Source organism: Parasphingorhabdus sp., assembly GCF_036963805.1.
Taxonomy (GTDB): domain Bacteria; phylum Pseudomonadota; class Alphaproteobacteria; order Sphingomonadales; family Sphingomonadaceae; genus Parasphingorhabdus.
Genome location: NZ_JBALUN010000001.1, coordinates 346,376 through 366,887 on the forward strand (window position 1 = coordinate 346,376; position 20,512 = coordinate 366,887).

The 20,512-nt window shown below is 50.8% G+C and carries 25 protein-coding genes; 21 read left to right on the forward strand and 4 right to left on the reverse strand.

Annotated elements, in window-relative coordinates:
• Positions 1 to 7 precede the first annotated feature (7 nt).
• The 3 genes from V7676_RS01690 to flgB are packed head-to-tail and all read right to left on the reverse strand — an operon-like array spanning position 8 to position 1,427.
• A complete protein-coding gene (locus tag V7676_RS01690; RefSeq protein ID WP_335657926.1) occupies positions 8 to 676 on the reverse strand; it encodes a flagellar hook assembly protein FlgD in 669 nt (222 codons plus the stop codon).
• Positions 676 to 1,062 carry a flagellar basal body rod protein FlgC gene (flgC, locus tag V7676_RS01695; protein WP_442955404.1) on the reverse strand — a complete coding sequence of 129 codons (387 nt, stop codon included), beginning with the start codon at positions 1,060 to 1,062 and terminating at the stop codon, positions 676 to 678. Before flgC ends, V7676_RS01690 begins: the two co-directional genes overlap by 1 nt.
• A gap of 11 nt (positions 1,063 to 1,073) precedes the next feature.
• Positions 1,074 to 1,427: a flagellar basal body rod protein FlgB gene (flgB, locus tag V7676_RS01700; RefSeq protein ID WP_335657928.1), complete on the reverse strand. Its 354-nt coding sequence runs from the start codon at positions 1,425 to 1,427 to the stop codon at positions 1,074 to 1,076.
• 248 nt (positions 1,428 to 1,675) lie between these two features.
• Here flgB and V7676_RS01705 point away from each other — a divergent pair, with 248 nt between their 5' ends.
• From V7676_RS01705 to V7676_RS01740, 8 genes are all read left to right on the forward strand, one after another.
• Positions 1,676 to 2,371: a MotA/TolQ/ExbB proton channel family protein gene (locus V7676_RS01705; protein WP_335657929.1), complete on the forward strand. Its 696-nt coding sequence runs from the start codon at positions 1,676 to 1,678 to the stop codon at positions 2,369 to 2,371.
• Positions 2,372 to 2,416: 45 nt separating this feature from the next.
• Positions 2,417 to 2,863, forward strand: coding sequence for a hypothetical protein (locus V7676_RS01710; protein ID WP_335657930.1), 447 nt, complete (start codon positions 2,417 to 2,419; stop codon positions 2,861 to 2,863).
• A gap of 22 nt (positions 2,864 to 2,885) precedes the next feature.
• Positions 2,886 to 3,419, forward strand: coding sequence for a flagella basal body P-ring formation protein FlgA (locus V7676_RS01715; protein WP_335657931.1), 534 nt, complete (start codon positions 2,886 to 2,888; stop codon positions 3,417 to 3,419).
• Between the two features lie 126 nt (positions 3,420 to 3,545).
• Positions 3,546 to 3,833 (forward strand): flagellar biosynthesis anti-sigma factor FlgM, encoded by a 288-nt coding sequence (flgM, locus tag V7676_RS01720; RefSeq protein ID WP_335657932.1) that lies wholly within the window; start codon positions 3,546 to 3,548, stop codon positions 3,831 to 3,833.
• On the forward strand, positions 3,830 to 4,141 hold the full coding sequence (locus V7676_RS01725) for a hypothetical protein (RefSeq protein WP_335657933.1): 312 nt from the start codon (positions 3,830 to 3,832) through the stop codon (positions 4,139 to 4,141). Before flgM ends, V7676_RS01725 begins: the two co-directional genes overlap by 4 nt.
• Positions 4,142 to 4,332: 191 nt before the next feature.
• Positions 4,333 to 5,160 (forward strand): transglycosylase SLT domain-containing protein, encoded by an 828-nt coding sequence (locus tag V7676_RS01730; protein ID WP_335657934.1) that lies wholly within the window; start codon positions 4,333 to 4,335, stop codon positions 5,158 to 5,160.
• 6 nt (positions 5,161 to 5,166) lie between these two features.
• The gene (gene flhA, locus V7676_RS01735) at positions 5,167 to 7,278 is read left to right on the forward strand and encodes a flagellar biosynthesis protein FlhA (protein WP_335657935.1); all 2,112 of its coding nucleotides are present in this window, start codon (positions 5,167 to 5,169) and stop codon (positions 7,276 to 7,278) included.
• Positions 7,279 to 7,358: 80 nt separating this feature from the next.
• On the forward strand, positions 7,359 to 8,015 hold the full coding sequence (locus V7676_RS01740; RefSeq protein WP_335657936.1) for a sigma-70 family RNA polymerase sigma factor: 657 nt from the start codon (positions 7,359 to 7,361) through the stop codon (positions 8,013 to 8,015).
• A 103-nt stretch (positions 8,016 to 8,118) separates the two neighbouring features.
• On the opposite strand, the gene V7676_RS01745 is transcribed toward V7676_RS01740, so the two are convergent.
• Entirely contained in the window at positions 8,119 to 8,934 is an 816-nt protein-coding gene (locus tag V7676_RS01745; protein ID WP_335657937.1) for a flagellin N-terminal helical domain-containing protein, read from the reverse strand.
• Positions 8,935 to 9,383: 449 nt separating this feature from the next.
• Here V7676_RS01745 and V7676_RS01750 point away from each other — a divergent pair, with 449 nt between their 5' ends.
• Genes V7676_RS01750 through fliP form a run of 13 tightly spaced genes read left to right on the forward strand, consistent with a single transcriptional unit; the run spans position 9,384 to position 20,510 of the window.
• Positions 9,384 to 10,505 (forward strand): sigma-54 interaction domain-containing protein, encoded by a 1,122-nt coding sequence (locus V7676_RS01750; RefSeq protein ID WP_335657938.1) that lies wholly within the window; start codon positions 9,384 to 9,386, stop codon positions 10,503 to 10,505.
• 14 nt (positions 10,506 to 10,519) lie between these two features.
• Positions 10,520 to 10,900 (forward strand): flagellar hook-basal body complex protein FliE, encoded by a 381-nt coding sequence (gene fliE / locus V7676_RS01755; protein ID WP_335657939.1) that lies wholly within the window; start codon positions 10,520 to 10,522, stop codon positions 10,898 to 10,900.
• 1 nt (position 10,901) lies between these two features.
• Positions 10,902 to 12,638, forward strand: coding sequence for a flagellar basal-body MS-ring/collar protein FliF (fliF, locus tag V7676_RS01760; protein WP_335657940.1), 1,737 nt, complete (start codon positions 10,902 to 10,904; stop codon positions 12,636 to 12,638).
• A complete protein-coding gene (locus tag V7676_RS01765; protein ID WP_335657941.1) occupies positions 12,631 to 13,683 on the forward strand; it encodes a flagellar motor switch protein FliG in 1,053 nt (350 codons plus the stop codon). Before fliF ends, V7676_RS01765 begins: the two co-directional genes overlap by 8 nt.
• Positions 13,676 to 14,371, forward strand: coding sequence for a hypothetical protein (locus V7676_RS01770; RefSeq protein WP_335657942.1), 696 nt, complete (start codon positions 13,676 to 13,678; stop codon positions 14,369 to 14,371). The genes V7676_RS01765 and V7676_RS01770 overlap by 8 nt, the downstream gene beginning before the upstream one ends.
• Complete coding sequence (locus tag V7676_RS01775) at positions 14,364 to 15,722, forward strand: FliI/YscN family ATPase (RefSeq protein ID WP_335657943.1); 1,359 nt, start codon at positions 14,364 to 14,366, stop codon at positions 15,720 to 15,722. The genes V7676_RS01770 and V7676_RS01775 overlap by 8 nt, the downstream gene beginning before the upstream one ends.
• Positions 15,719 to 16,165 (forward strand): hypothetical protein, encoded by a 447-nt coding sequence (locus V7676_RS01780; protein ID WP_335657944.1) that lies wholly within the window; start codon positions 15,719 to 15,721, stop codon positions 16,163 to 16,165. Before V7676_RS01775 ends, V7676_RS01780 begins: the two co-directional genes overlap by 4 nt.
• Positions 16,155 to 17,567 carry a hypothetical protein gene (locus V7676_RS01785; RefSeq protein WP_335657945.1) on the forward strand — a complete coding sequence of 471 codons (1,413 nt, stop codon included), beginning with the start codon at positions 16,155 to 16,157 and terminating at the stop codon, positions 17,565 to 17,567. The genes V7676_RS01780 and V7676_RS01785 overlap by 11 nt, the downstream gene beginning before the upstream one ends.
• Before the next feature lie 46 nt (positions 17,568 to 17,613).
• Positions 17,614 to 18,186, forward strand: coding sequence for a flagellar basal body-associated FliL family protein (locus V7676_RS01790; protein WP_335657946.1), 573 nt, complete (start codon positions 17,614 to 17,616; stop codon positions 18,184 to 18,186).
• A 23-nt stretch (positions 18,187 to 18,209) separates the two neighbouring features.
• Complete coding sequence (locus V7676_RS01795) at positions 18,210 to 19,139, forward strand: FliM/FliN family flagellar motor switch protein (RefSeq protein ID WP_335657947.1); 930 nt, start codon at positions 18,210 to 18,212, stop codon at positions 19,137 to 19,139.
• Positions 19,140 to 19,148: 9 nt separating this feature from the next.
• On the forward strand, positions 19,149 to 19,490 hold the full coding sequence (gene fliN, locus V7676_RS01800) for a flagellar motor switch protein FliN (protein ID WP_335657948.1): 342 nt from the start codon (positions 19,149 to 19,151) through the stop codon (positions 19,488 to 19,490).
• Positions 19,490 to 19,744 carry a FliO/MopB family protein gene (locus V7676_RS01805; protein WP_335657949.1) on the forward strand — a complete coding sequence of 85 codons (255 nt, stop codon included), beginning with the start codon at positions 19,490 to 19,492 and terminating at the stop codon, positions 19,742 to 19,744. The genes fliN and V7676_RS01805 overlap by 1 nt, the downstream gene beginning before the upstream one ends.
• Complete coding sequence (fliP, locus tag V7676_RS01810) at positions 19,734 to 20,510, forward strand: flagellar type III secretion system pore protein FliP (protein WP_335657950.1); 777 nt, start codon at positions 19,734 to 19,736, stop codon at positions 20,508 to 20,510. Before V7676_RS01805 ends, fliP begins: the two co-directional genes overlap by 11 nt.
• Positions 20,511 to 20,512: the final 2 nt, after the last annotated feature.

Here is a 20,512-nt window from a genome sequence, read left to right on the forward strand (position 1 = left end):
TTTTTGCTTATCCGATACGTAGAGCTTCAGATGGCAACACATTGCCAATCGGGGTTACAAGTGTGGGCGAACCGCTGGCATCAGATGTTTTGACAGATGCGACCGGTACCCATGTTGCGAGATTAGATATTGATCCACCATTCACGCGGACTTTCAACCGTCCGAGATCTTGTGGGGTGCCATCCGTATTTTTGCTGTCAAAGTTAAACTCTACCGGTCCGGCTTCCTGACGTCCTAATTCAGCAAACATCACAATTTCGCCGTTTTCGTTCAGCAGATCGATCGAGAGATTGTCGGTCGCCTGATTCAGTTCGAATTCGCCGGTATATTCACCATTTTTATTCGCGACTGCATAATTGCCGGAGACGAGTATCGAGTGACCGATCCATTCTTTCGCATCGGAAAGGCGATTGTCGCCGAGCATGGATGCAATATCAGTCAGCGATTTGTTCATTTCGGAAATTCCGGCAACGCTTGAAAATTGTGCGAGCTGGGCAACCATTGCCTGGTTGTCCACGGGATCAAACGGATCCTGAAATTTAAGCTGCGTTGTCATTAGACGAAGAAAGGAATCCTGCCCCATCGTGCTATCACCTTTAGCACCTGCTGGCTGAGCTTCGGTGAGGCCAGCGATAGTTGACGTTTTCTTTTCAAAAACTGTTGGTGAAATTTCCATTATTGGTTCCTTACCGTTTCTAGAATGAGTGATTTTGCGGTCTGTAAAACTTGTACGTTGTTCTGGTAGTTTCGCGCGGTTTCGAGCATGTCGATAAGCTCTGCCGTTTCATCGACGGCGGCTTCCCAGACATAACCTTCCTTGTCAGCGATGGGATTATTAGGATCATATCGTTTCTGTGGTTCTGCATCAGTCTGAACCACGCGTTCGACATCGATGGTCGCCATATTGTCGTCCATGACGGACCGGAAAACCGGTCGCATGGCACGATAGGCTTCATCTTTGCTGGAATAATCGGTCTGGGCGTTAGCCAGATTGGAGGCGGTCGTGTTCAACCGCACCATCTGTGCTGACATGGCCCGGCCCGCGACGTCAAAGACATTCATTCCGCTCATCTCTATTCCCCTTTCAAGGCGCGTTTAATCGTCGCGACTTCCGCCTGTAGGAAGGAAAGGGTCGTACGATATTGAATAGCGTTTTCTGCAAACAGGGTCTGTTCAACCGACAGTTCGACGGTATTGCCATCAAGCGAGGGTTGAAGCGGCACACGGAAGCCCGTGTGGTCGTCCATGGCTTTATCTACGGTACTGCCATTTTGTGCTTGCTGCATCGCCCGATCAAAATCGAGATCCTTCGCCTTATATCCAGGCGTGGATGCATTCGCGATGTTAGAGGCAAGCATGTTCAAACGCTGGGAACGCAACTGAAGCGCTCCACCGTTTAGTGCAAATACTTGGTCCAAACTCGGCATCAAACTAAATCCTGTCTTAATCGCGCGGCCTTTCGACCGTCACCTTGGGCATGAGAAACACCGGGATAGGTAATCTCGAACAATACTTAGCAATGTGCGTGCCAGTTTTTTGACGCATTGCGGTAAATGGCAGTTTTCAAGGATTTTATGGCAGTGAACGTGGGAATTACATTCAGGGATAGGCCCGACCGGCAAAATTTTGCCGGTTGCCGGAAAATATTTGCCGCTTTTGGGGAAATCATAATCTGATGGATATTGTGCTCAGCAATGTCGGACGGTTTTTCGATCCTTTAACATTCGTTCTTGTGCTCGGCAGCGTGCTGATCATGGCTTGGATACAAAACGGTCGGGGATCTTTTGTTCTGGCCCTCTCAGCGTTAATTAATTGCGGCAGAGATCCCTTTGCGGAGAGTGGAGAGAACGCCACCTTCATGTGCCGCCGTATTGATTTTGTATTGCGAGAGGAGGGCTTTTTAGGGCTGGAGCGGGTTCGTAGCCCAGATGTTTTCGTGACCCGCGTTATTCAGTACCTTCTGAACGCCAAGGATGCAAAAACGTTCGAAGAATGGGCGCGGCTCGAAGAACATGCGATCCAAAAGAAGCAGAATATGATGGCGACCTATTGGAGCGCAGCGTCAGAAATCGCTCCAGCCATTGGCTTGATCGGTACAATCATTGGCTTGGTCCAGCTTTTTGCGACTGGCATTGACCCCCTGAAAATGGGGCCAGCTATGAGCTTCACGCTGCTTACCAGTCTTTATGGATTATTCATTTCTAACATTGTTGCTTTTCCCATTTATGTACGCTTGCAGGCCAGAGCGGAGATATTAAATGCGTATCGCGCCGCCGCGGTGCAGCACATGATCGCAATCGCAAAACGGGAGTTGCTCATTGTCGGACCGGTTCATTTTTCTCCGCAACAGCCTTTGCGGGCCGCGAGCTGAACGGTGCACGCGGGTCGCACAACTCTGGCATTTTTGGACCTAGCATTGATGTTGCTCAGCGCCTTTGCTTATGCGCATTTTATGAATCTTGCGGACCCTAAAACGCGTGAGAAAATGGGGGCTAAAACCGCGCAGGCTCCAGCCGTGCTAGGTAGCTTTGAATATAAGCCCTCCGAATTTTTCGATGACAGCAACGCTATATTGACGGACTTTGCCCGCAATGAAATTGCTAAAATTCTGACCGTCCAGCAAAAGCAGTTACTGGTGATCCAGGTTCCTGCTGCAGCTGAAGCGCGGCACGGCCAAAGGCTGCGGCAATGGGAAAAAGTGGCTGCCCGTTCGGCCGCAATTGCCGACGCATTTGAAAAAGCGGGGCAGGACGGCAAAATGATTGTCCTGAAAGTACCGGATAAGCTGGTTTCCAAGGAGCAAGAAAAGCAGAAGATCATGCTTAGCTTTCTACCGGCAGAAAATACCATTCCTAAAAAATGATGAACGTAGGTGAGAAACTGGCATGAAACCTGCTTTGGTGACATCAACCAAAAGTGCACAGGAAAACATCATGCTTTATCATCGCGTCGCTTTGCCCATATTATTCATATTTTCAATGGGGGCAGCTTCTCCATTTGAGGACACGGCTCAACTCGACCGTCAGGTTGCGATGCATCTAAGCGCAAATATTGGTGATGCTGGTGGAGCGCGTGCGCCGATTGACACAAAATTGCGATTAACGCGTTGCCCCGGCACGCTGGATTTATCGGAAACCAATAATAGCGCCGTGATGGTGAGCTGTCCTGCATTGGGGTGGCGGATATTTGTTCCGGTGCAGCGCGGTCAAACACAGTCAACTAGTCAGGACGAATTTGTGGTTTTACGAAACCAGCCGTTGACCCTTGTAGTCAAACGTCCGAGCTTTAGTATAAGCTACGGTGTGATCGCCCAAGAAAATGGAAGGTTAGGGGACTATATTTCTGTCCGTTCCAGCCGTAAATCCAAGGAGATAATGGCCCGTGTCTCCGGATCTGGCGAAGTGGAATTGACCCAGTAAATTTTTTTTTGGTGAAGTTATTAATTTTTTCACAACGCACCGTAAATTGTTATGAAAGAACTTAGAGGCATTTCAACCGGGTTTAAAAAAACTTCAATAGGTTGAACGGATTAAGGATAGATAGAGATGAAACCTATTGAAAGCTACTCGGCTATTAATACAAGGTTGGATCGACCGATATTGCAGGACACTGCCGCACAAGTTGGTGCTAGCGTAGATGCTGGTCAGGCAAAGGCAAAGCCGTCGATTACTACCACCGCTTCTATATTGGCCGCTAAAACGCCGCCGTTTGATGCTGCGAAAGTTGCTGAAGTGCGGCAGAAAATCGCATCAGGCATGTATAGTGTAGATACTGCGGCTCTGGCGCAAAAGATGCTCGACACGGGCGTATTCGGAATGGAAACGGACACATGAAGCACATAGTTGAAACTCTCCGTAACTCGCAGGACGCATTGTTCTCGGCCCTTGAAGGCCATGACAGTGACGCGATTTTTCAGGCCAGCACGAATTTGGGGCAGGCAGCAGCTGAACTCGGCGCCATTGAAGCTAATGATTTCGACCCCGGCCTGCGGCCTTTGATGTCTGAAGTAGACGAGATGATGCAGGCGTCTATCTATCGGCTGCGTTTTTTGCGAGACCATAGTTCTACGCGCTTGCAATTGCTGGCGGGATTTCGTGAAAACCAAGCCAATACATATTCTGCGGCTGCTAGCGGTCGTTAAGTCGACAAGCGCATGTAATTTGCGAATTTAAATATCTAATATCGCCTCAGGCGATGGCTGAATTGCGCGCGACATAGCTATGTCTGTGCGCTTTTTCGTTTTGGCGACAAAATAACACTAAAAATATCTCCTGATACAAATTTTTGGCATGATCATTGCTTATCTCCATGGCAGGAGACTTTGATACCACCATGTCCAACTTTTCAATCACCAACCTGACCGAACGGCGCGATCTGCCGGGTGTTATTGCGCAATCTGCGCAGCGGACCGGTGTGAATTTTGAATATTTAATCGCTCAGGCCCAGCTTGAAAGCGGAATGCGGCCAGACGCAAAGGCGCAGACGTCGTCGGCAACTGGCCTTTATCAGTTTATCGATCAGACATGGTTGGGATTGGTCAAGGAAAAGGGCGACCAATACGGGCTCGGCTGGGCGCAAAATGCCATTTCCAGAAACAGCAACGGAACCCTGACTGTCTCCGATAAAGTGCAGAGATCCAACATATTGGCGCTCCGCAATAATCCCGAGATTTCTGCAAATCTGGCCGGTGAATTTGCCCGCGACAACAGCCAGTATCTGCAACGGAAAACGGGCCGTACACCGGAATCCGTTGATCTTTATCTGGCGCATTTCATGGGGCCTGCGGGGGCTGCGAAATTTTTGAATGAGATGAATGTCAATCCAGGCGGATCGGCAGCGGCGTCCTTTCCATCTGCTGCGCGCGCGAACCGAAATGTCTTTTTCAACTCGGCTGGCCAAGCGCGTAGCTTTGAGGACATTCGCGGCCGTTTCGAACAAAAACTGGCGAATGCTGTAGATCTAGTGGGTGGCGGCAACGGTTTGCCGTCGGGCGGAAATCCTTTGCCGCAGTACGCCGGCACACAGCGGACAGTGCAACCGGCAGACTATCTGCGGATCGCGCAAGCTCAGGCCGCCGACAAAAGCAATTTGAATCAATCGAAGCCATTAAGCGAGTCGGCACGTGCCGCCTATCTGATGCTCGCTACACTGGGGATGTAACCTGTAATGAACCGAAAATATTTTTCTGTGCAACGGATCGCTGATCACTTGAAGTCGGGCTTGCTACCTTCTGCGACGCTGTTGCTGGTCATCTTCATGGTATTGCCGCTGCCCACGCTGTTGCTGGATATTGGCTTCATTACAAATATTATGATTTCACTTGCGATCTTGATGGTCGCATTAAATGCTAATAAGCCGCTAGATTTTTCCAGTTTTCCAACGGTGCTATTATTCGCGACATTGCTGCGTCTCGGGCTAAACGTTGCATCGACGCGCGTTGTGTTGGTGGAAGGACATGGCGGTGGTGCTTCGGCAGGCCAGATTATTGAAGCCTTTGGCGGTCTTTTGCTCGGCGGCAACTATGTGGTCGGTATTTTTGTTTTCCTAATTGTCATGATTATCAACATGATCGTCATTACCAAGGGTGCCGGCCGGGTATCTGAAGTATCGGCCCGGTTCACGCTGGATGCCTTGCCCGGCAAACAAATGGCTATTGATGCGGATTTAAATGCCGGATTAATCGCGCCGGAAGAAGCGAAGGCGCGGCGGTCGGAAGTTGCGACCGAAGCCGATTTTTACGGTTCGATGGACGGTGCATCGAAATTCGTGAAAGGCGATGCAGTCGCCGGCGTCTTGATCCTTGCTGTGAATATTATCGGCGGCGTCGTTCTGGGTACGACAATGCATGGCATGGCATTTGGTGAAGCGATGAGCACTTATACTATGCTCGCAATCGGTGATGGCCTGGTGGCTCAGGTTCCCGCGTTGATCTTATCAATCGCAGCAGCTGCGATCGTGACCAGAGTGTCCTCGAGCAAGAATCTTCCCGACCAGATTACATCACAATTCGGGTCAGGTGCCGCCTGGGTTCCCGTGGCCGTTATCCTGACGATTTTGGGCGTCTTGCCCGGTATGCCGCATATGATTGTACTTCCGGCGGCGGCGATGGCAGGCGGGCTTGCTTTCTATTTGATACGCAAACCGAAGCCAGTGGAAGCACTTCCCGAGCCGGTTCAGGAAAAACAACCGGAACAGATTGACTGGGAAGACGTGTCCGAAAAAGCCCGGCTGGGTATTGAGATCGGCTATGGTCTGGTCTCGATGGTGGAAGACCGCAAAGGCGCACCGTTGATGAAACGGATTACCGGCATCCGTCGCCAGATTTCCAAAGAACTCGGTTTTGTCGTGCCGCTGGTGCGGATCAAAGATGATCTGGAACTGGAACCAAATAGCTACCGGATCATGATGGGCGGCATGGTTCTTGGCGAAGACACTGTCTGGCCCAATGACTTTTTGGCTCTTGATGACGGGCATGTGGATGCCGTTATCGAAGGGCGGCCGTGTAAAGATCCGACATTTGGTATGGATGCCATTTGGATCGGGGCTGAGAAAAAGTCGCAGGCTATTGCAGAAGGCTACACCGTTGTTGATGCGCCCACCGTTGTTGCAACGCATCTAAACGAAGTGGTTCGCCGAAACGCGTCGCAATTGTTCAGCATGGATGAAACACAGAAACTTCTCGACTTGCTCAAGGAAACATCACCGCAGCTGGTCGATAGTCTGACACCGCAGCCGCTGTCACTATTTGCTATCACGGCAATTTGTCGCGACCTTCTGGCAGAAAAAGTGCCCGTCAAAGACTTCCAGAAAATCTGTCTGGCGATGCTGGAGGCTTCCAATCATCATACTGAAACCGATAAAATCGTAGATATAATAAGGCAGAAAATAGGCAGCTTGATCATTCAGACGATGGTTCCGATTAATCTCCCGCTGCCGGTAGTGACGCTTGATGCGGAATTGGAAAGCTTGCTCGTCAAAGCGCTTAAAATCGGAGAAGACGCAAATTATCCGATCGAGCCGCAGTTGGCGCAGCAATTGGTCGAGGCTGTTGATGAAACCGCCCGCTCCTTGCCGATGGAAGCGCGTAATATTGCGCTCATCACATCGCCGATTGTCCGGCGCCCGTTGGGAGCGTTGCTGAAGAACCGTTTCCCGGATTTGACAGTGCTTTCTTATCAGGAACTGCCGGAAGATAAATCCATTGAAGTATTGGCCAAAATTGGCGTCCCACAAGTCCTACCCGACACGCCCCGGGTTCATGCTAACCAAATCTCATAACCGAGTGGAATGTAAATATGTTGCAATCAAAAATCAGAGCATCTCAAGCCTATGGCGCGATGCAGATTGACGAGACCAAATTGGTCAAGGATCATCAGGGCCTGGTGACCAAAATCGCCTGGCAGATTAAGTCATTCTCTCCCGACCAAATTGAAATAGAAGACCTGATTCAGGTTGGTTTGGTGGCGATGGTTGAGGCGGCCGGCAAATATGTTGACCAGGGGCATAATTTCAGCACTTATTTATACGTCCGGGTTCGCGGGGCGATGATCGACTATCTGCGGAATGTCTGCAGCTTGCGGCGAAGCTCAGTTGAATGGAATAAAAGGTTACGCCGCGTCAGCGACCAGTTGGCCCAGCAAAATGGTCAGGAACCAACTGAAGTCGAGATGGCTGAAGCTATGGGCATGGATCAGGCTGAGTTTCGCAAAAATGCCGATCGTGCCATCGACGTTCACGTGGATTCTCTAGATGAAGTTTATTGCGATTCCAGTAGCTGGTTTACCAATGACGAGGATGACCAGCACGAGGCATTGGAAAAAAGCCAGATGGTCGAGCTATTAGCTGCAAATTTGAAAAAACTGAATGAACGGGAACAGATGATCCTCAACTGTTACTTTATTGAAGAGATGCAATTGGATGAAATTGGTGCTGCGCTGGATGTGTCGTCGGTACGCGTCTGCCAGATTAAAAAGCGGGCTTTAGAAAAGTTGCAGGCAGCGATGAGTGCAAATTAGTACGCAGCCAGATTATATTTTATCATTTAATAATTCTACCCGACAAAGAAAAAGCCCCCTCCCATAAAGGGAAGAGGCTTTTCCGTTTCGCCTGGTCGATTAATTAACGAAGGAGGCTAAGTACAGACTGCTGCGACTGGTTAGCTTGTGCAAGCATGGCTGTAGAAGCCTGGCTCAGGATCTGGTTTTTGGCCAGCTCCGTGGTTTCTGCCGAAAAGTCGACATCCATGATCCGCGAACGTGATTCGGAGATATTGGAAACTCGATCAGCGAGGTTAGACACTGTGGTTTGCAGACGGTTCTGATCGGCACCCAAGGAAGCCTGTGCCGTTGTTACGGTGTCCAAAGCGGTATCCAGAGCGGTCAAGGCCGCTGCGGCACCGGCTTCGTCGCTGATATCCAGGGCATCAACACCCAAGGTAGCAGCCGTTACGTCGGTCAATGTAATGGCAAGACTTTGACTTGCATCGGAACCGGTTTGAATATTAATTGTGGCATTGGTACCGTCAAGCAAGGCAACATCGTTGAAGGTTGTCCGTGATGCAACATCGCCGATCTGAGCGATCAATGCGGTAACTTCGGTCTGAAGGTTGGTACGGTCACCGGCAGAAAGCGTGCCGTTGGCAGATTGTACAGACAGTTCACGCATACGTTGCAGCATGTTGGTAATTTCGTTCATGCCGCCTTCTGCGGTCTGGGCCAGCGAAATGCCGTCATTAGAGTTACGGATCGCCATGTTCAGGCCGCGGACTTCAGAGGTCATGCGGGTAGCGATGGCATTACCGGCAGCATCATCAGATGCAGAGTTGATACGCTGACCTGTTGACAGGCGTTCGATTGATTTTGCGAGACCCATTTCAGCTTGGTTAGAAGCATAGCTGGTACGCATAGCGGCTACGTTGGTTCCTATTACAGTCATAGTGACATCCTTTTCACAATTTACTTACACGATTGATACTGTGGGTCACCTCAGTCTCCAGAAGCGGCCTCAGAGGAGTTAACGGCGGGTCCGGAATAAATTAATAAGAAAAATTTGTCGGTTCTCCGACAGGTGCCCTCAATAGCTGTCCGGTTTCCGACATATCCGTCGGAAAACCGACGGATATAAAATAAGATATGACAGTTTTTAGCCAGTTCTCATAACTGGCACGCGGATTGCGAGGTGTCGGATGAGCACAACAAGGATCCCGTGTTCAGAGTAAAACGTTAGGGAATGAGATGGTCAACAACGCGATAAAGTCTAGCCTGGTCTCTAGGTTTCCAGAGCTTGTTGATATGCTTGGGAGTGTTGAACCCCTCCACTCCAGCCACGCATCATTATCTGCTGCCGCGCCACTATCCCACATGAATGGCGCAGCAAAAACAGGTATGAATAGTGGTCCAAAAGATCCTGTCGTGATTTATCGCGATGGCCCATTCCGTTTCGTTCCGGCTACCCTCAGCCAATCCCCACGCATCGAATTCGGTGAAGCAGACAAAGAATTTGGTTTGTCTTGCATTGTCGAATCCATGCGTGGGGGCAAGGGGCCTGCTTTTGCGGATCCCAAATCTATTGCCTTATATAAATATGCCGCCCGTGTGGCGAAGAGCGATGCCAATGTCATGATCACCGGCGAAACCGGTACCGGCAAAGAGGGCGTCGCGAGATATATTCACGAACATAGCACTCGCGCTAACAAGCAACTTGTCACCGTTAATTGTGCAGCAATTACCGAAACGATGATCGAGTCTATTTTGTTCGGTCATAAGAAAGGTGCTTTTACCGGCGCCTATTCCAGCGCGGTTGGTCTGTTTAAAGAAGCAGATGGCGGCACGATCTTCCTCGACGAGATTACTGAGATGCCGCTGGAAAGCCAGTCAAAGCTTTTGCGCGTGTTGCAAGAGGGTGAAATTCTTCCCGTCGGTGCATCGCGTCATGAAAAGATTGATGTTCGCATCATCTGTGCTGCAAACCGTAACTTCGCTGAAGAAGTTAAAGCCGGGAAATTCCGTGAAGATCTATATTGGCGTTTGAATGTCATGCCGGTTGAATTGGAACCGCTGGCATCGCGCCCAGCCGATATTGTTGCAATCTCTGCATTCATGATGATCGACTTCCAAAAGGGCCACGACAAATTTATCGGCTTGTCTAGATGCGCCATCGCGCGGCTCAAGGCCCATCAATGGCCCGGTAACGTCCGTGAGCTCGCTAACGTGCTGCAACGGGCACTTGTCATGTGTGACAGCGATCGGATCGAAGCCGCCGACCTGATGTTTTCCGGCGCGAGCCTTTCCGTTCAACCCAAGAAGGATGCCGTAGAACCAGGCAGCTCCGCACGGTTTGTTCGCGGCCGCGACCTGCAATCTATTTCAAAGAGCGTTGAATATGATGCGATCAATCAAACGCTAGAACAAACCAATGGTAACCGCCGCGAAGCTGCAAAAGAGCTTGGTATTTCAGAACGGACGCTGCGCTATCGGATGGCCGATATGCGTGCGTTGGTCGCTTGAGCAGGAGATAGGATATGTCTTCGGTAAACATGAATAGCTTGATGGCTGCACGCAATGCGATCCTGACCCGCAATAATGCGCTTCAGGATATTGCAGGCAAAACAGCTGGTCTGGCTGGTTCCGGTGCTTTAGTCGGTCCAGGTCAAACGCCGCCCATCGACAAAGCAAATGGACCAGTTGGATTTGCGGCGCAAATGACCAACGCTCTTCAGGAAGTGAACAAATTACAATCCACAGCAGAGGCTAATACCACGGCCTATCAAATGGGTGAAACCAATGACGTCGCGGCAGTGATGCTGTCAAAACATAAAGCCTCGATCGGCTTTGAATCCACTTTGCAGGTTAGGAACAAACTTTTGTCCGCCTACAAAGATATCATGAACATGTCGGTATAAGATGGCTGAGGATACATCCTTTAACAAGAACCTTATGCCCGTAACAACCGGCGGCATGAATTCGTCCGGGGCAGGCGGCATGCTGGGTTCGATTCAGGGGTTTACCCAACAACCTGCTATTGCGCGGGCAATGCCGCTCCTTATTTTGTCAGCAGTGATTATAGCGGCGCTGTCAGCATGGTTGGTTTTGCGCGAACCAGCGCAGCGTGACTTGTTTCGCGGATTGCCGGACAATGATAAATCAGCGGTGATGCAGGCTTTGCAGAGCGCAAATATCGAGTATCAGGTTGATGATACGACTGGCACATTGATGGTCAGTAACGAAGATTATCATACCGCCAGAATTGAATTGGCCGGTCAAGGCTTGCCCCGTTCAGCTCCTAGCGGAGATTCCATCATGTCGAGCATGCCTATGGGCGCCAGCCGCGCGGTTGAATCGGAAAAATTACGTACCGCCAGAGAAATGGATCTGGCTCGGTCGATCGAGGCCTTAGATACCGTCATATCCGCAAGGGTCCACTTGGCTGTCGAACAGCCAAGTATTTTTCTGCGTGACAGAAACGAACCGGCGGCGTCGGTTATATTGCACTTGGCCGGTACAACCAAATTGGATGAGCGGCAGACAACGGCCATTTTAAATCTGGTCGCCAGCTCTGTACCCGGTCTATCTGCTTCCAATGTATCCGTCATCGATCAAAATGGGCGCTTGCTCTCCGATCATGAAAATGAGGGATCACGTGAGAACGACACACAGTTAAAAATCAAGGCCGAGATTGAAGATCGCTATCGTCAGTCGCTGGCGAGCCTATTGACCCCCATTGTCGGTCCTGGAAACTTTGTTGCCGAAGTCACCGCCGATGTGAATTTTGACGAAAGACAGGCAGCGAGCGAAACATATCCTGCCGAAGGTTCGGTCTTGCGGTCAGAGCGCGGCTCGCGTTCGGAAGAACCCGTTGGCGGACAGCAAGTCGGCGGTATACCCGGTGCGCTTGCCAATCGTCCACCTGCTGCTGCTGAATTTGCTGATAAGCCAGGCGGCGAAGGAGAGCAGGGTACCAAACAGGCAGAGCCACAGAGAACCAGTGAAGAATATAACCGTAATTTCGAGCTCGCTCGTGAAATCGCCATAACCAATCAGGCCACCGGTCAAGTATCCCGGCTTTCGGTTGCGGTTGCGATTGATGACAAGGCATTGAAAAATACGAAATCACCAAAAGAGATTCAGGAAATCGAGAAATTGGTCAAAGGCACTGTCGGATTTAACGCCGAGCGTGGAGACCAGATTGCGGTTTCTGCTCGCCAGTTCCGGCCAGTAACCGAAAGTGATGCTGAACAGCCTTGGTATGAATCCCCATGGTTTGCGGTCATAAGCCGTAATGTCACAGCGTTGGTTGTTGCCTTGCTTATCATCTTCGTAATCGGCCGTCCGATATTGAACCGGTGGCTGAAATCAGAGAAAAACCTCAAAGCGAATGCCGGCGGTCCGATCAGTCTGGAGGCACAAGTTGCCAGCCTGCCAAATGCCGAAGCAGCAAATGGCGGTGCGGCTGGAGGAACCGGATCTGGTGCGCAGAACGACGGTAGCCCCGTCACGATTGATATGATCCAGGCAGCTCCAAGCTATCAAGAACGGGCTTTATTGACCCAGAGTTTTGTCAGACAAAATCCTGACCATGCCGCGTTGGTTGTCAAAGAGCTTCTGAAAGAAACAGAAGAGTTGGAGGAAGCCGATGGCTGAGCCAGCCCCCAAAAATCCAAAAGGATCTGGCGAAAACGGCCAGCAGCTTGAACTCATATCGGGTCGTCAGACGGCCGCGATCTTGATGTTGTTATTTGATGATGACGAAGCCGCGAAAATCCTTGAACGCCTAGAACCTCAGGAAGTGGAATTGCTGGGCGAGGCTATGTTTAGTGTCGCAGATGTCGATGCGGTTCAGATCGACGGATCGCTTGACCGCTTTTTGCAACTGACGAAAAACCAGACAATGCTTGCGTATAAGTCGGATGAAAAAGTCAGCCGGGTTTTCCGTCAAGCGCTGGGAACATCGCGGGCGGAAAACATGATGAACCGCTTTGCACCAAAACGGCCGAGCAATATTGCAGAATTGCTGAAATGGGTGCCGGTCAAGGATATTGCGGAACTCGTGCAAAATGAGCCGCCGCAGATCGCGGCCGTCCTGATTTCGTTCATGACTGCGGAAGTTGCTGCAGAAATGTTGCAATTGGTCCCTTCAGATTTACAGGAAGAACTTATATATCGCGTAGCCACATTAGGGCCAGTTAGCGCCCATGCACTGGCGCAAATTCATGGCTTGCTGGAAAGCAACGGACCGTCAGCCGAAGAAATTGCGCCGCCCATGAATATCGGCGGAGTGATGGACAGTGCCTCGATCGTCAACAGCCTGCCCAAGCAACTCAGCCAATCGATCCTGAAAGGCGTGACAAAACGCGACCGCAAAGTCGGTAAGGAGATCGAAGATGAAATGTTCGTATTCGCCGATTTGATGAACCTGTCGAAAAAGGACATTGGCACGGTGGTTCGCAAAGTGGATTCTTCCATATTAGTGCCTGCACTGCGCGGCGCATCGAGCGAACTCAAAGCGAAAATATTCGAAGCTATGTCGCAACGTGCAGCGGAAACCATCCAGGATGAAATGGACGAAACACCGCCGCAGCCGATGGAAGCAGTAATCGGCGCGCAGAAAGGCGTCATTGCGATAGCCAAAGCCATGATCGATAGCGGTGAAATCACGATGTCGGCTGGCGGTGCTGATTATGTCTGATCTACATGCCGAGCAAAATCTTCATCGTGCATTGGGGAATGATGAAGTCGTTCCGTTGTGGCGCATGCCGGTGGAGCAGAAAGAATTTTCTGCATGGTCTGGCAGTGTATCGCCTGAAGCACCCTCCAGTGCCAATCATCAGTTTCAAAGCTTTGATGAAGCAGAGCCTGTTTCCGGGAGCACTATCTCTGGCAACGTCGACGACGATATATTTGAAGCAGCCTATCGCAAAGGCTGGGAAGACGGGCAGGCCGCGTTGGCCGCTGAACAAGAGGCGAATGTTCAAGCGTCTGCGGTTCTGGCCGACGCGATCAAATATTTAAACGACCTCTATTCCACAGGCAGTTTCGCACTGATCCTGAACGCCATCGAATCTCTGTTCCGTCGCTGCTCCGAATTGGCTGTGCCGGATCAACAATTGCTGCAGGCTTGGGCCGTACAGCTGGCCGACAAAATCGATCAGGATCAAAAAGGCGCAAGTCTGATCCTTCATCCCGATGACATGGCATTGATCGATCAGGATGTGTGCAAGCTGCCGCTCCGTGCCGACCCGTCGATGATGCGCGGCAATTTGAAACTTAGCCATGCGGGCGGCTGGATTGAAAAAGGGTCGGAGGTTGTCCTGGACGAATTGCGCGGACTAATTGACGAATTTAGCGATCAACGGTCGGGCGCAGATCATGCGTGAGCCGGCAAAGTCATTTGTAAGCGATCCCAATAGCGGGAAGGGCATTCAAGGCCTGTTGGCGCGGATCGAACATATCAGTAATGAACCGCGCCATGTCGGCAAATTGTCAGCGCATGATAATGGCATGTTGGAAGTTACCGGTTTCCCTTATCCTCTGGGGTATTCGGGGCGCGTCATTGCGACTGATGGGCGGGAAATTAGCGCCGAAGTCGTTGGCTTTAAGGGATCACGCACACTGATGATCCCGATGGTACAGGATGCGCCGCTGCGTAGCGGAAGCCCTGTGCTGCCTTATGTCAAATCCAACGAGGCCGCAGTCGGCGATGCGCTATTTGGCCGGATCATCGGCCCTATGGGAGAGCCGATAGACGGGAAAGGCCCGATCCTCGCGACCGAAAGTATCCCGTTATCGGGAATTACCGGCAATGTGATGCGCCGCGCCAGTGTGACCAAGTCAATCGACATGGGTATCCGGGCGATTAACGGTCTGCTGACCTTTGGTCAGGGCCAACGCGTTGCGGTTATTGCCGGGTCCGGTGTCGGTAAGTCGATGCTGATAAACCAGATTCTGGACGGTGTCGTCGCCGATGTCGTGGTCGTCGGCCTGATCGGTGAGCGTGGCCGTGAGGTGAATGACTTCGTTAATCGCCGTAAAGAGAAAAAAGATGCCGTGCCGACGATCACCGTCGCTGTGCCAGCCGACCATTCTCCATCTTCCAGGTTGAAGGCAGCGCACCGGGCCACTGCAATTGCAGAGCATTTCCGGTCGCAAGGCAAATCGGTGGTGCTTGTTATTGATAGCCTGACCCGTGTCGCGCATGCGCAGCGCGAAATTGGACTGGCGGCGGGAGAGCCGCCCACTATGAAAGGCTATCCGCCCTCAGCCCTGTCGATGATCCCGCGGCTTATTGAAAGGGCAGGGAATGATAGTGAAACGGGCGGTTCGATCACTGCCATTTATACCGTCCTTGCTGACGGCGATGATCTGGATGATCCCGTGGTCGATAATGCCCGCGCCATTGCTGACGGTCACATCATATTATCCCGGTCGCTGGCGGAGCAGGGTATTTTCCCAGCTATTGATGTCGGTAAATCGATCAGCCGTGTTGCGGTTGATATTATTGATGAGAAGCATCACGCGGCTCAAACCCATTTCAAGCGCCTCTGGTCCATATATGAAGAAAACCGTGATCTGGTTTTAATGGGTGCTTATCAGGCCGGGAGTGACCCCAATATTGATGAAGCGCTCGCGCAATGGCCCGTCATGGTGGAATATCTAAAGCAAAAACCCCGTGAACTTATCAATTTTCAGCAAAGCGTCGGTGATCTGTTTCGCTTGTTTGAGCCATGACACGCAAAGTGAAGGGGTTGCAGCGCATCTTGAAGGTGCGTGATACCCAAAAGAAATTGAAAGAAAGCGCGCTAGCCAAAGCGAACAATCATTGTGTGGCACTAGAGCATAGTGCGAGCAGAATTCGAAGTTTGCAGACCGAAACGCTGTCCCATGCGCAAGCAATAGATGTGGATATGCTGTCTGCCAGAATGGAGCTGTCGGGTCGATTAGTCGATGCCGAACGATCGGTTGAAGCCTCCATGATAACGGCACGGCAAGATTTTGCCCATGCAGAGCGGCAAAACCTTGCCGCTCGTACCAGTTATGAGGGTACCGAGAAGCTCCTCCATTCCAACCTCCGCAAGGCCCGTAGAGCAGAAATGTTCAAGACGGATATTCGGCATAACATCTTGTATAATATCAGTAATAATAAGAAAAAGGACCGCAGCGATGATCGGTAAAATCATGTCAGAGGCCTCGCATTCGATAATTGGCATGGTTTCTGCAAAGCCATTAGACATGGAAACACGTACTGCAAATAACGAGTTCAGCTCCCTTCTGCTTCCCAGTGAAGATCGGTCTCTTCCGGCTGTTAAAAACGGCGTTGCAGAGACGGCTGATGAAAGTCGCAGTGACGAGTTTCTCCAACAGTTAATGGGTTATGATGCCCAGCCGGTTCCCGCAACGAACCAGACCATTGGTTTCGGAATCATCGCGGCGAATATCTCTGCCAACAGTGATGCGGGTGATATCGAAACTCCCTCTGATCTTCCACCAGCGACCAAGGCTGCGTCGGACTTGGAAAGTTTCAGCAAAACCCTGAAAGCCCCAGCAGCGGAATTGGCCGGAGACGACACCGAGCACAAACTAGCCGATGGAGCTAATGCTTCCAACACTTCCAAATTATCTCAAGTGGCTGATAAATTGTCCACGATATTTGCTAACCCGCAAGCGGACAGAAAAACTGCGACAGAAAATGCCGAAAAACTGGTGGATGCTAATATTCCCACAAACGGACTCGCCAAGCAGGTGCCCGGCATTGACATGCCCGTCACCGCAAAGCCCCGTTCTGACGTTGAAATGGCCGATCCCTCTAAGGATATTGGTCTGAGTGCGAAAATGCCAATGGCATCCGAAACAATGCAGGACGAAGGTTACCAACGGAAGTTACGCGATACGCTTGAGCTTCGTCTGGCTAGCCAAGGTAAGGTTGAACCTACAGGATCATCGATAGCCCCGAAATTTGATCTGGGTGAGGTCATGGCTTCCGCTGACAAACCAATGACCATTGATGTCAAATCTTCATTGCCAAAAGCAGATAACCTAACCGTTCCAACCCAATTGGAAAGCGATGGGGAAACGACAGTTCCAGTCCCGTCAGCTCCAGTTAACGGCGGGCAAGCCGTGACTGCCAAGACAGTTAGTCTTGATGGAAGCGCGCCCCAGTTTGCGGAGCGTTTTGCTGCGGAAATTAGAGACTTGAGCGTTACCGGAGATCTGAAGAAATTTGAAATTAATGGCAAAAATATGGGCCGCCTGGAAGTGTCGCTCATATCTCGCGGATCGTCCGAAATTGTAAGGATTGAAGCCGATAGTGAAGCCACACGCGAGATGATCATGCAACATAGTTCGGCGATTCAGGACATGCTGAAAGTGCAGGGACGGGCGGACCTGGCTCTGCGGGTGGATGTCAGAGAGAATATGTTCGCCGCATCCCAGAATAACGGCATGAATTTTGGCCAAGAATCCAGCGCTGATGCGCGGGATGAGGGATCGCTGCCCTCTCAAAATCGTGGCGGGACCATGCCAACCGAGAGCGATGCCGATCTGGGCCCGCCATCGGACAATAGTCGCTACGCCTGAGCAACAGTCGCAAAATCCTAAACATTAGAAATTTCAGAGGTTAAAAATGTCAGACACCAATCCAGAAGAAGAAAAGCCCAAAAAGAAAAAGGGCAAGATGAAAGGTCTCGTCATCGGGCTTTTGGCGGTAGCTGTACTGGGCGGCGGCGGTGCTGCCGGCGGGTTTTATGTTGCTGGTACAATGGGCGGCGAAGATCATGAACCGGAAGATCCAAACAAGCCGAAGATCATTTTGAAAGACGGCACAGCGGTTAGCGAAAAAGAAGCAAAGACAGCAGTTCCGGCCGAGACGGACAGCAAGTTCAAGGTTTCCTATCATCAGATTGAGCAGCCGTTCACGTCAAACCTGTCGAATTCAGAAAGCTTCGCTCAATTGTCGCTCGCGATTTCAACCTATTATGACGAGCGGGTTTTCCAGAATGTTACGGACCATGAAATCGCGATCAGGTCTGCTGTGTTGATGGAACTGGGTCAACAGGATCCGTTTGAGCTGGAAACATCTGAAGGAAAGCTCAAACTCAAGAAAAAATTGAGGGATGTTATCAACCAAACACTTACCGAGAAATCGGGATTTGGCGGGATTGAAGACGTCTATTTTACCAGCATCGTTGTTCAGTAAAAATTTGAGAAAGCGATAAGCCCATGTCCAACCCTTCCACAGAAAATATGTCTTCCGGCGGTGCCACTGCAGATAATACCGCTTCTCGCGCGCCCATCGAGCACAGCCTGCTGAAAAAAGGCGGCGCCGATGTTTCGCTTCTGACAGCCTATCGTAAAGTGGAAAAAAGAATGGGTGGTCAGCTCAAAGGCCATTTGATGAATGTTGTTGGCGCCGAACTGGCCGTCGAGTTGGCCCAGAATGATGCCACTCCATATACAGGTTGGCTTGACGCACAGGATGCGAGCGCGGTTTATCTGGAATATCATTCGGGCATTGCCGGACCACAAATATGGGTTCGGATTTCCCGGCTGTTTCTAACTGGCTGCGTTGACTGTTTCTTCGGCGGACAATTTGATGGTCAGTCATGTGCCGAAGGTAAGTTGACCCGGTCCGAAGTCGGGATGATTGAACGCCTAGCTCAGGCCATTGGTGATTGCTTGACCGAAAGTTGGTCGGTGCTTCTCGAAGCAAATTTTCGCTATGCCGGTTATTGTTTTGACAAAGATGATCTCGAGATGGAACTCGATGATCCCAATATCATCGTCAGCTCGACCCGGATCGCGCTTTCGGGCCATGCGGTTCACGCCATTGATTTTATGCAGTCCGTCGATGGTCTGCTTTCCATTGAGCCGCAATTAAATCGTCATGTCAGTCGCGAAATCGACCAGGTTGATCCGGTATGGAAGCGGTCGATGAAAGAGTCTTTTGATCAGGTCTATATGCCTGTTCGCTCTGTATTGGCGCGGCCAATCATGGATTTATCGCAACTGTCGAAACTTGCAGTGGGCGATATCTTGCCCGTCTCCCCGACCGATAACGTTCCGTTGATCGTAGGCGACCGCGTCTTTGCTTATGGCAGCATCGGTGAGCAAAATGGCGGCGTCGCCTTTAAAATTAAACAGTTTCTATAGGACCAGACTATGAACGATATGACCCATGACAATGAGGCTCTCGGAGCCGCAGAACCAGCCAGAGTAAACGTCAGTCAGCAGCAAGATCATTACGCATTTCTGGCTGATATAAAGGTTCGCCTGTCGGTGGAAGTTGGCAGCGTGTCGATGACCGTCTCCGAAATAATGGATCTTCGTGAAGGCTCGGTTGTGGAATTGGACCGGCAAGTCGACCAGCTCATTGATATTAACGTCAACGGTACGCTTGTGGCGCGCGGCGAGGTTGTTCCGGTCAAGAATAAATTCGGCGTGCGGATCGCGGAGATCGTGTCGAACGGCATGGCGCGGGCGCGGGTTGAAAGGCGCAACTAATGACCTTTTACATCCTTAAACTGGTGGTGATGCTGCCGCTTATTGGACTGCTTATTTACGGTTCGCTTTGGCTCTACCGCAAATATCAGCCGGCAACGATGATGCGTCAGAATTCGAACATCCTCAACATTGTCGAAGTTCTTCCAATCGGCGTGAACAATAAATTGGCGGTGGTCGATTTTGAAGGCCGCAAAATTCTCCTCTCTGTCACCCGTAATGGTGTTGCAAAGATTGACACGAAAAATGCAGATTAATTTCAAAATACTCTGGGTCTTGTTTGCGATTTTCGCCGTTGCGATTTTTGCAGACCCAGCATTGGCTCAAGCGCCTGCGGGCGGCGCATCAGGCGCCCTTGAACGTGCCCTTGGGGATGTTTCAGGCGACGGACAGCCGCTAAGCACGACATTACAAATCCTCATTCTCATGGGTTTGCTGACGATATTGCCGTCCCTTATTTTGATGATGACCAGCTTTACCCGCATCATCATTGTTCTTTCGATTTTACGCCATGCATTGGGTTTGCAGCAAACGCCGCCTAACCAAGTATTGATCGGCCTCTCCCTGTTTCTGTCCTTATTCGTGATGGCTCCCAGTATCGAGAAGATCAACGAACAGGCCATCACCCCTTATTCCACTGATCAAATCTCGCTGACCGAAGCAATCGATATTTCCGGCAAAGTCATGCACACATTCATGTCAAAACAGACACGGCAATCGGACCTGCGCTTGTTCATGGACCTCGCCAAAGAAGAAGGCTTTAAATCCACCGCAGACATCCCGTTTTCCATCATGCTGCCGGCTTTTGTCACCAGCGAACTGAAAACGGCGTTCCAAATCGGATTTCTTATATTCCTGCCATTTCTGATCATTGATCTCGTAGTGGCTGCCGTCCTGATGGCGCTCGGTATGATGATGCTATCTCCCGTGATTATCTCTATGCCGTTCAAGTTGCTGCTCTTCGTCCTTGTTGACGGCTGGGCCTTGACTATGGGCTCTCTAGCGGCATCGTTTGCGACCTAGAC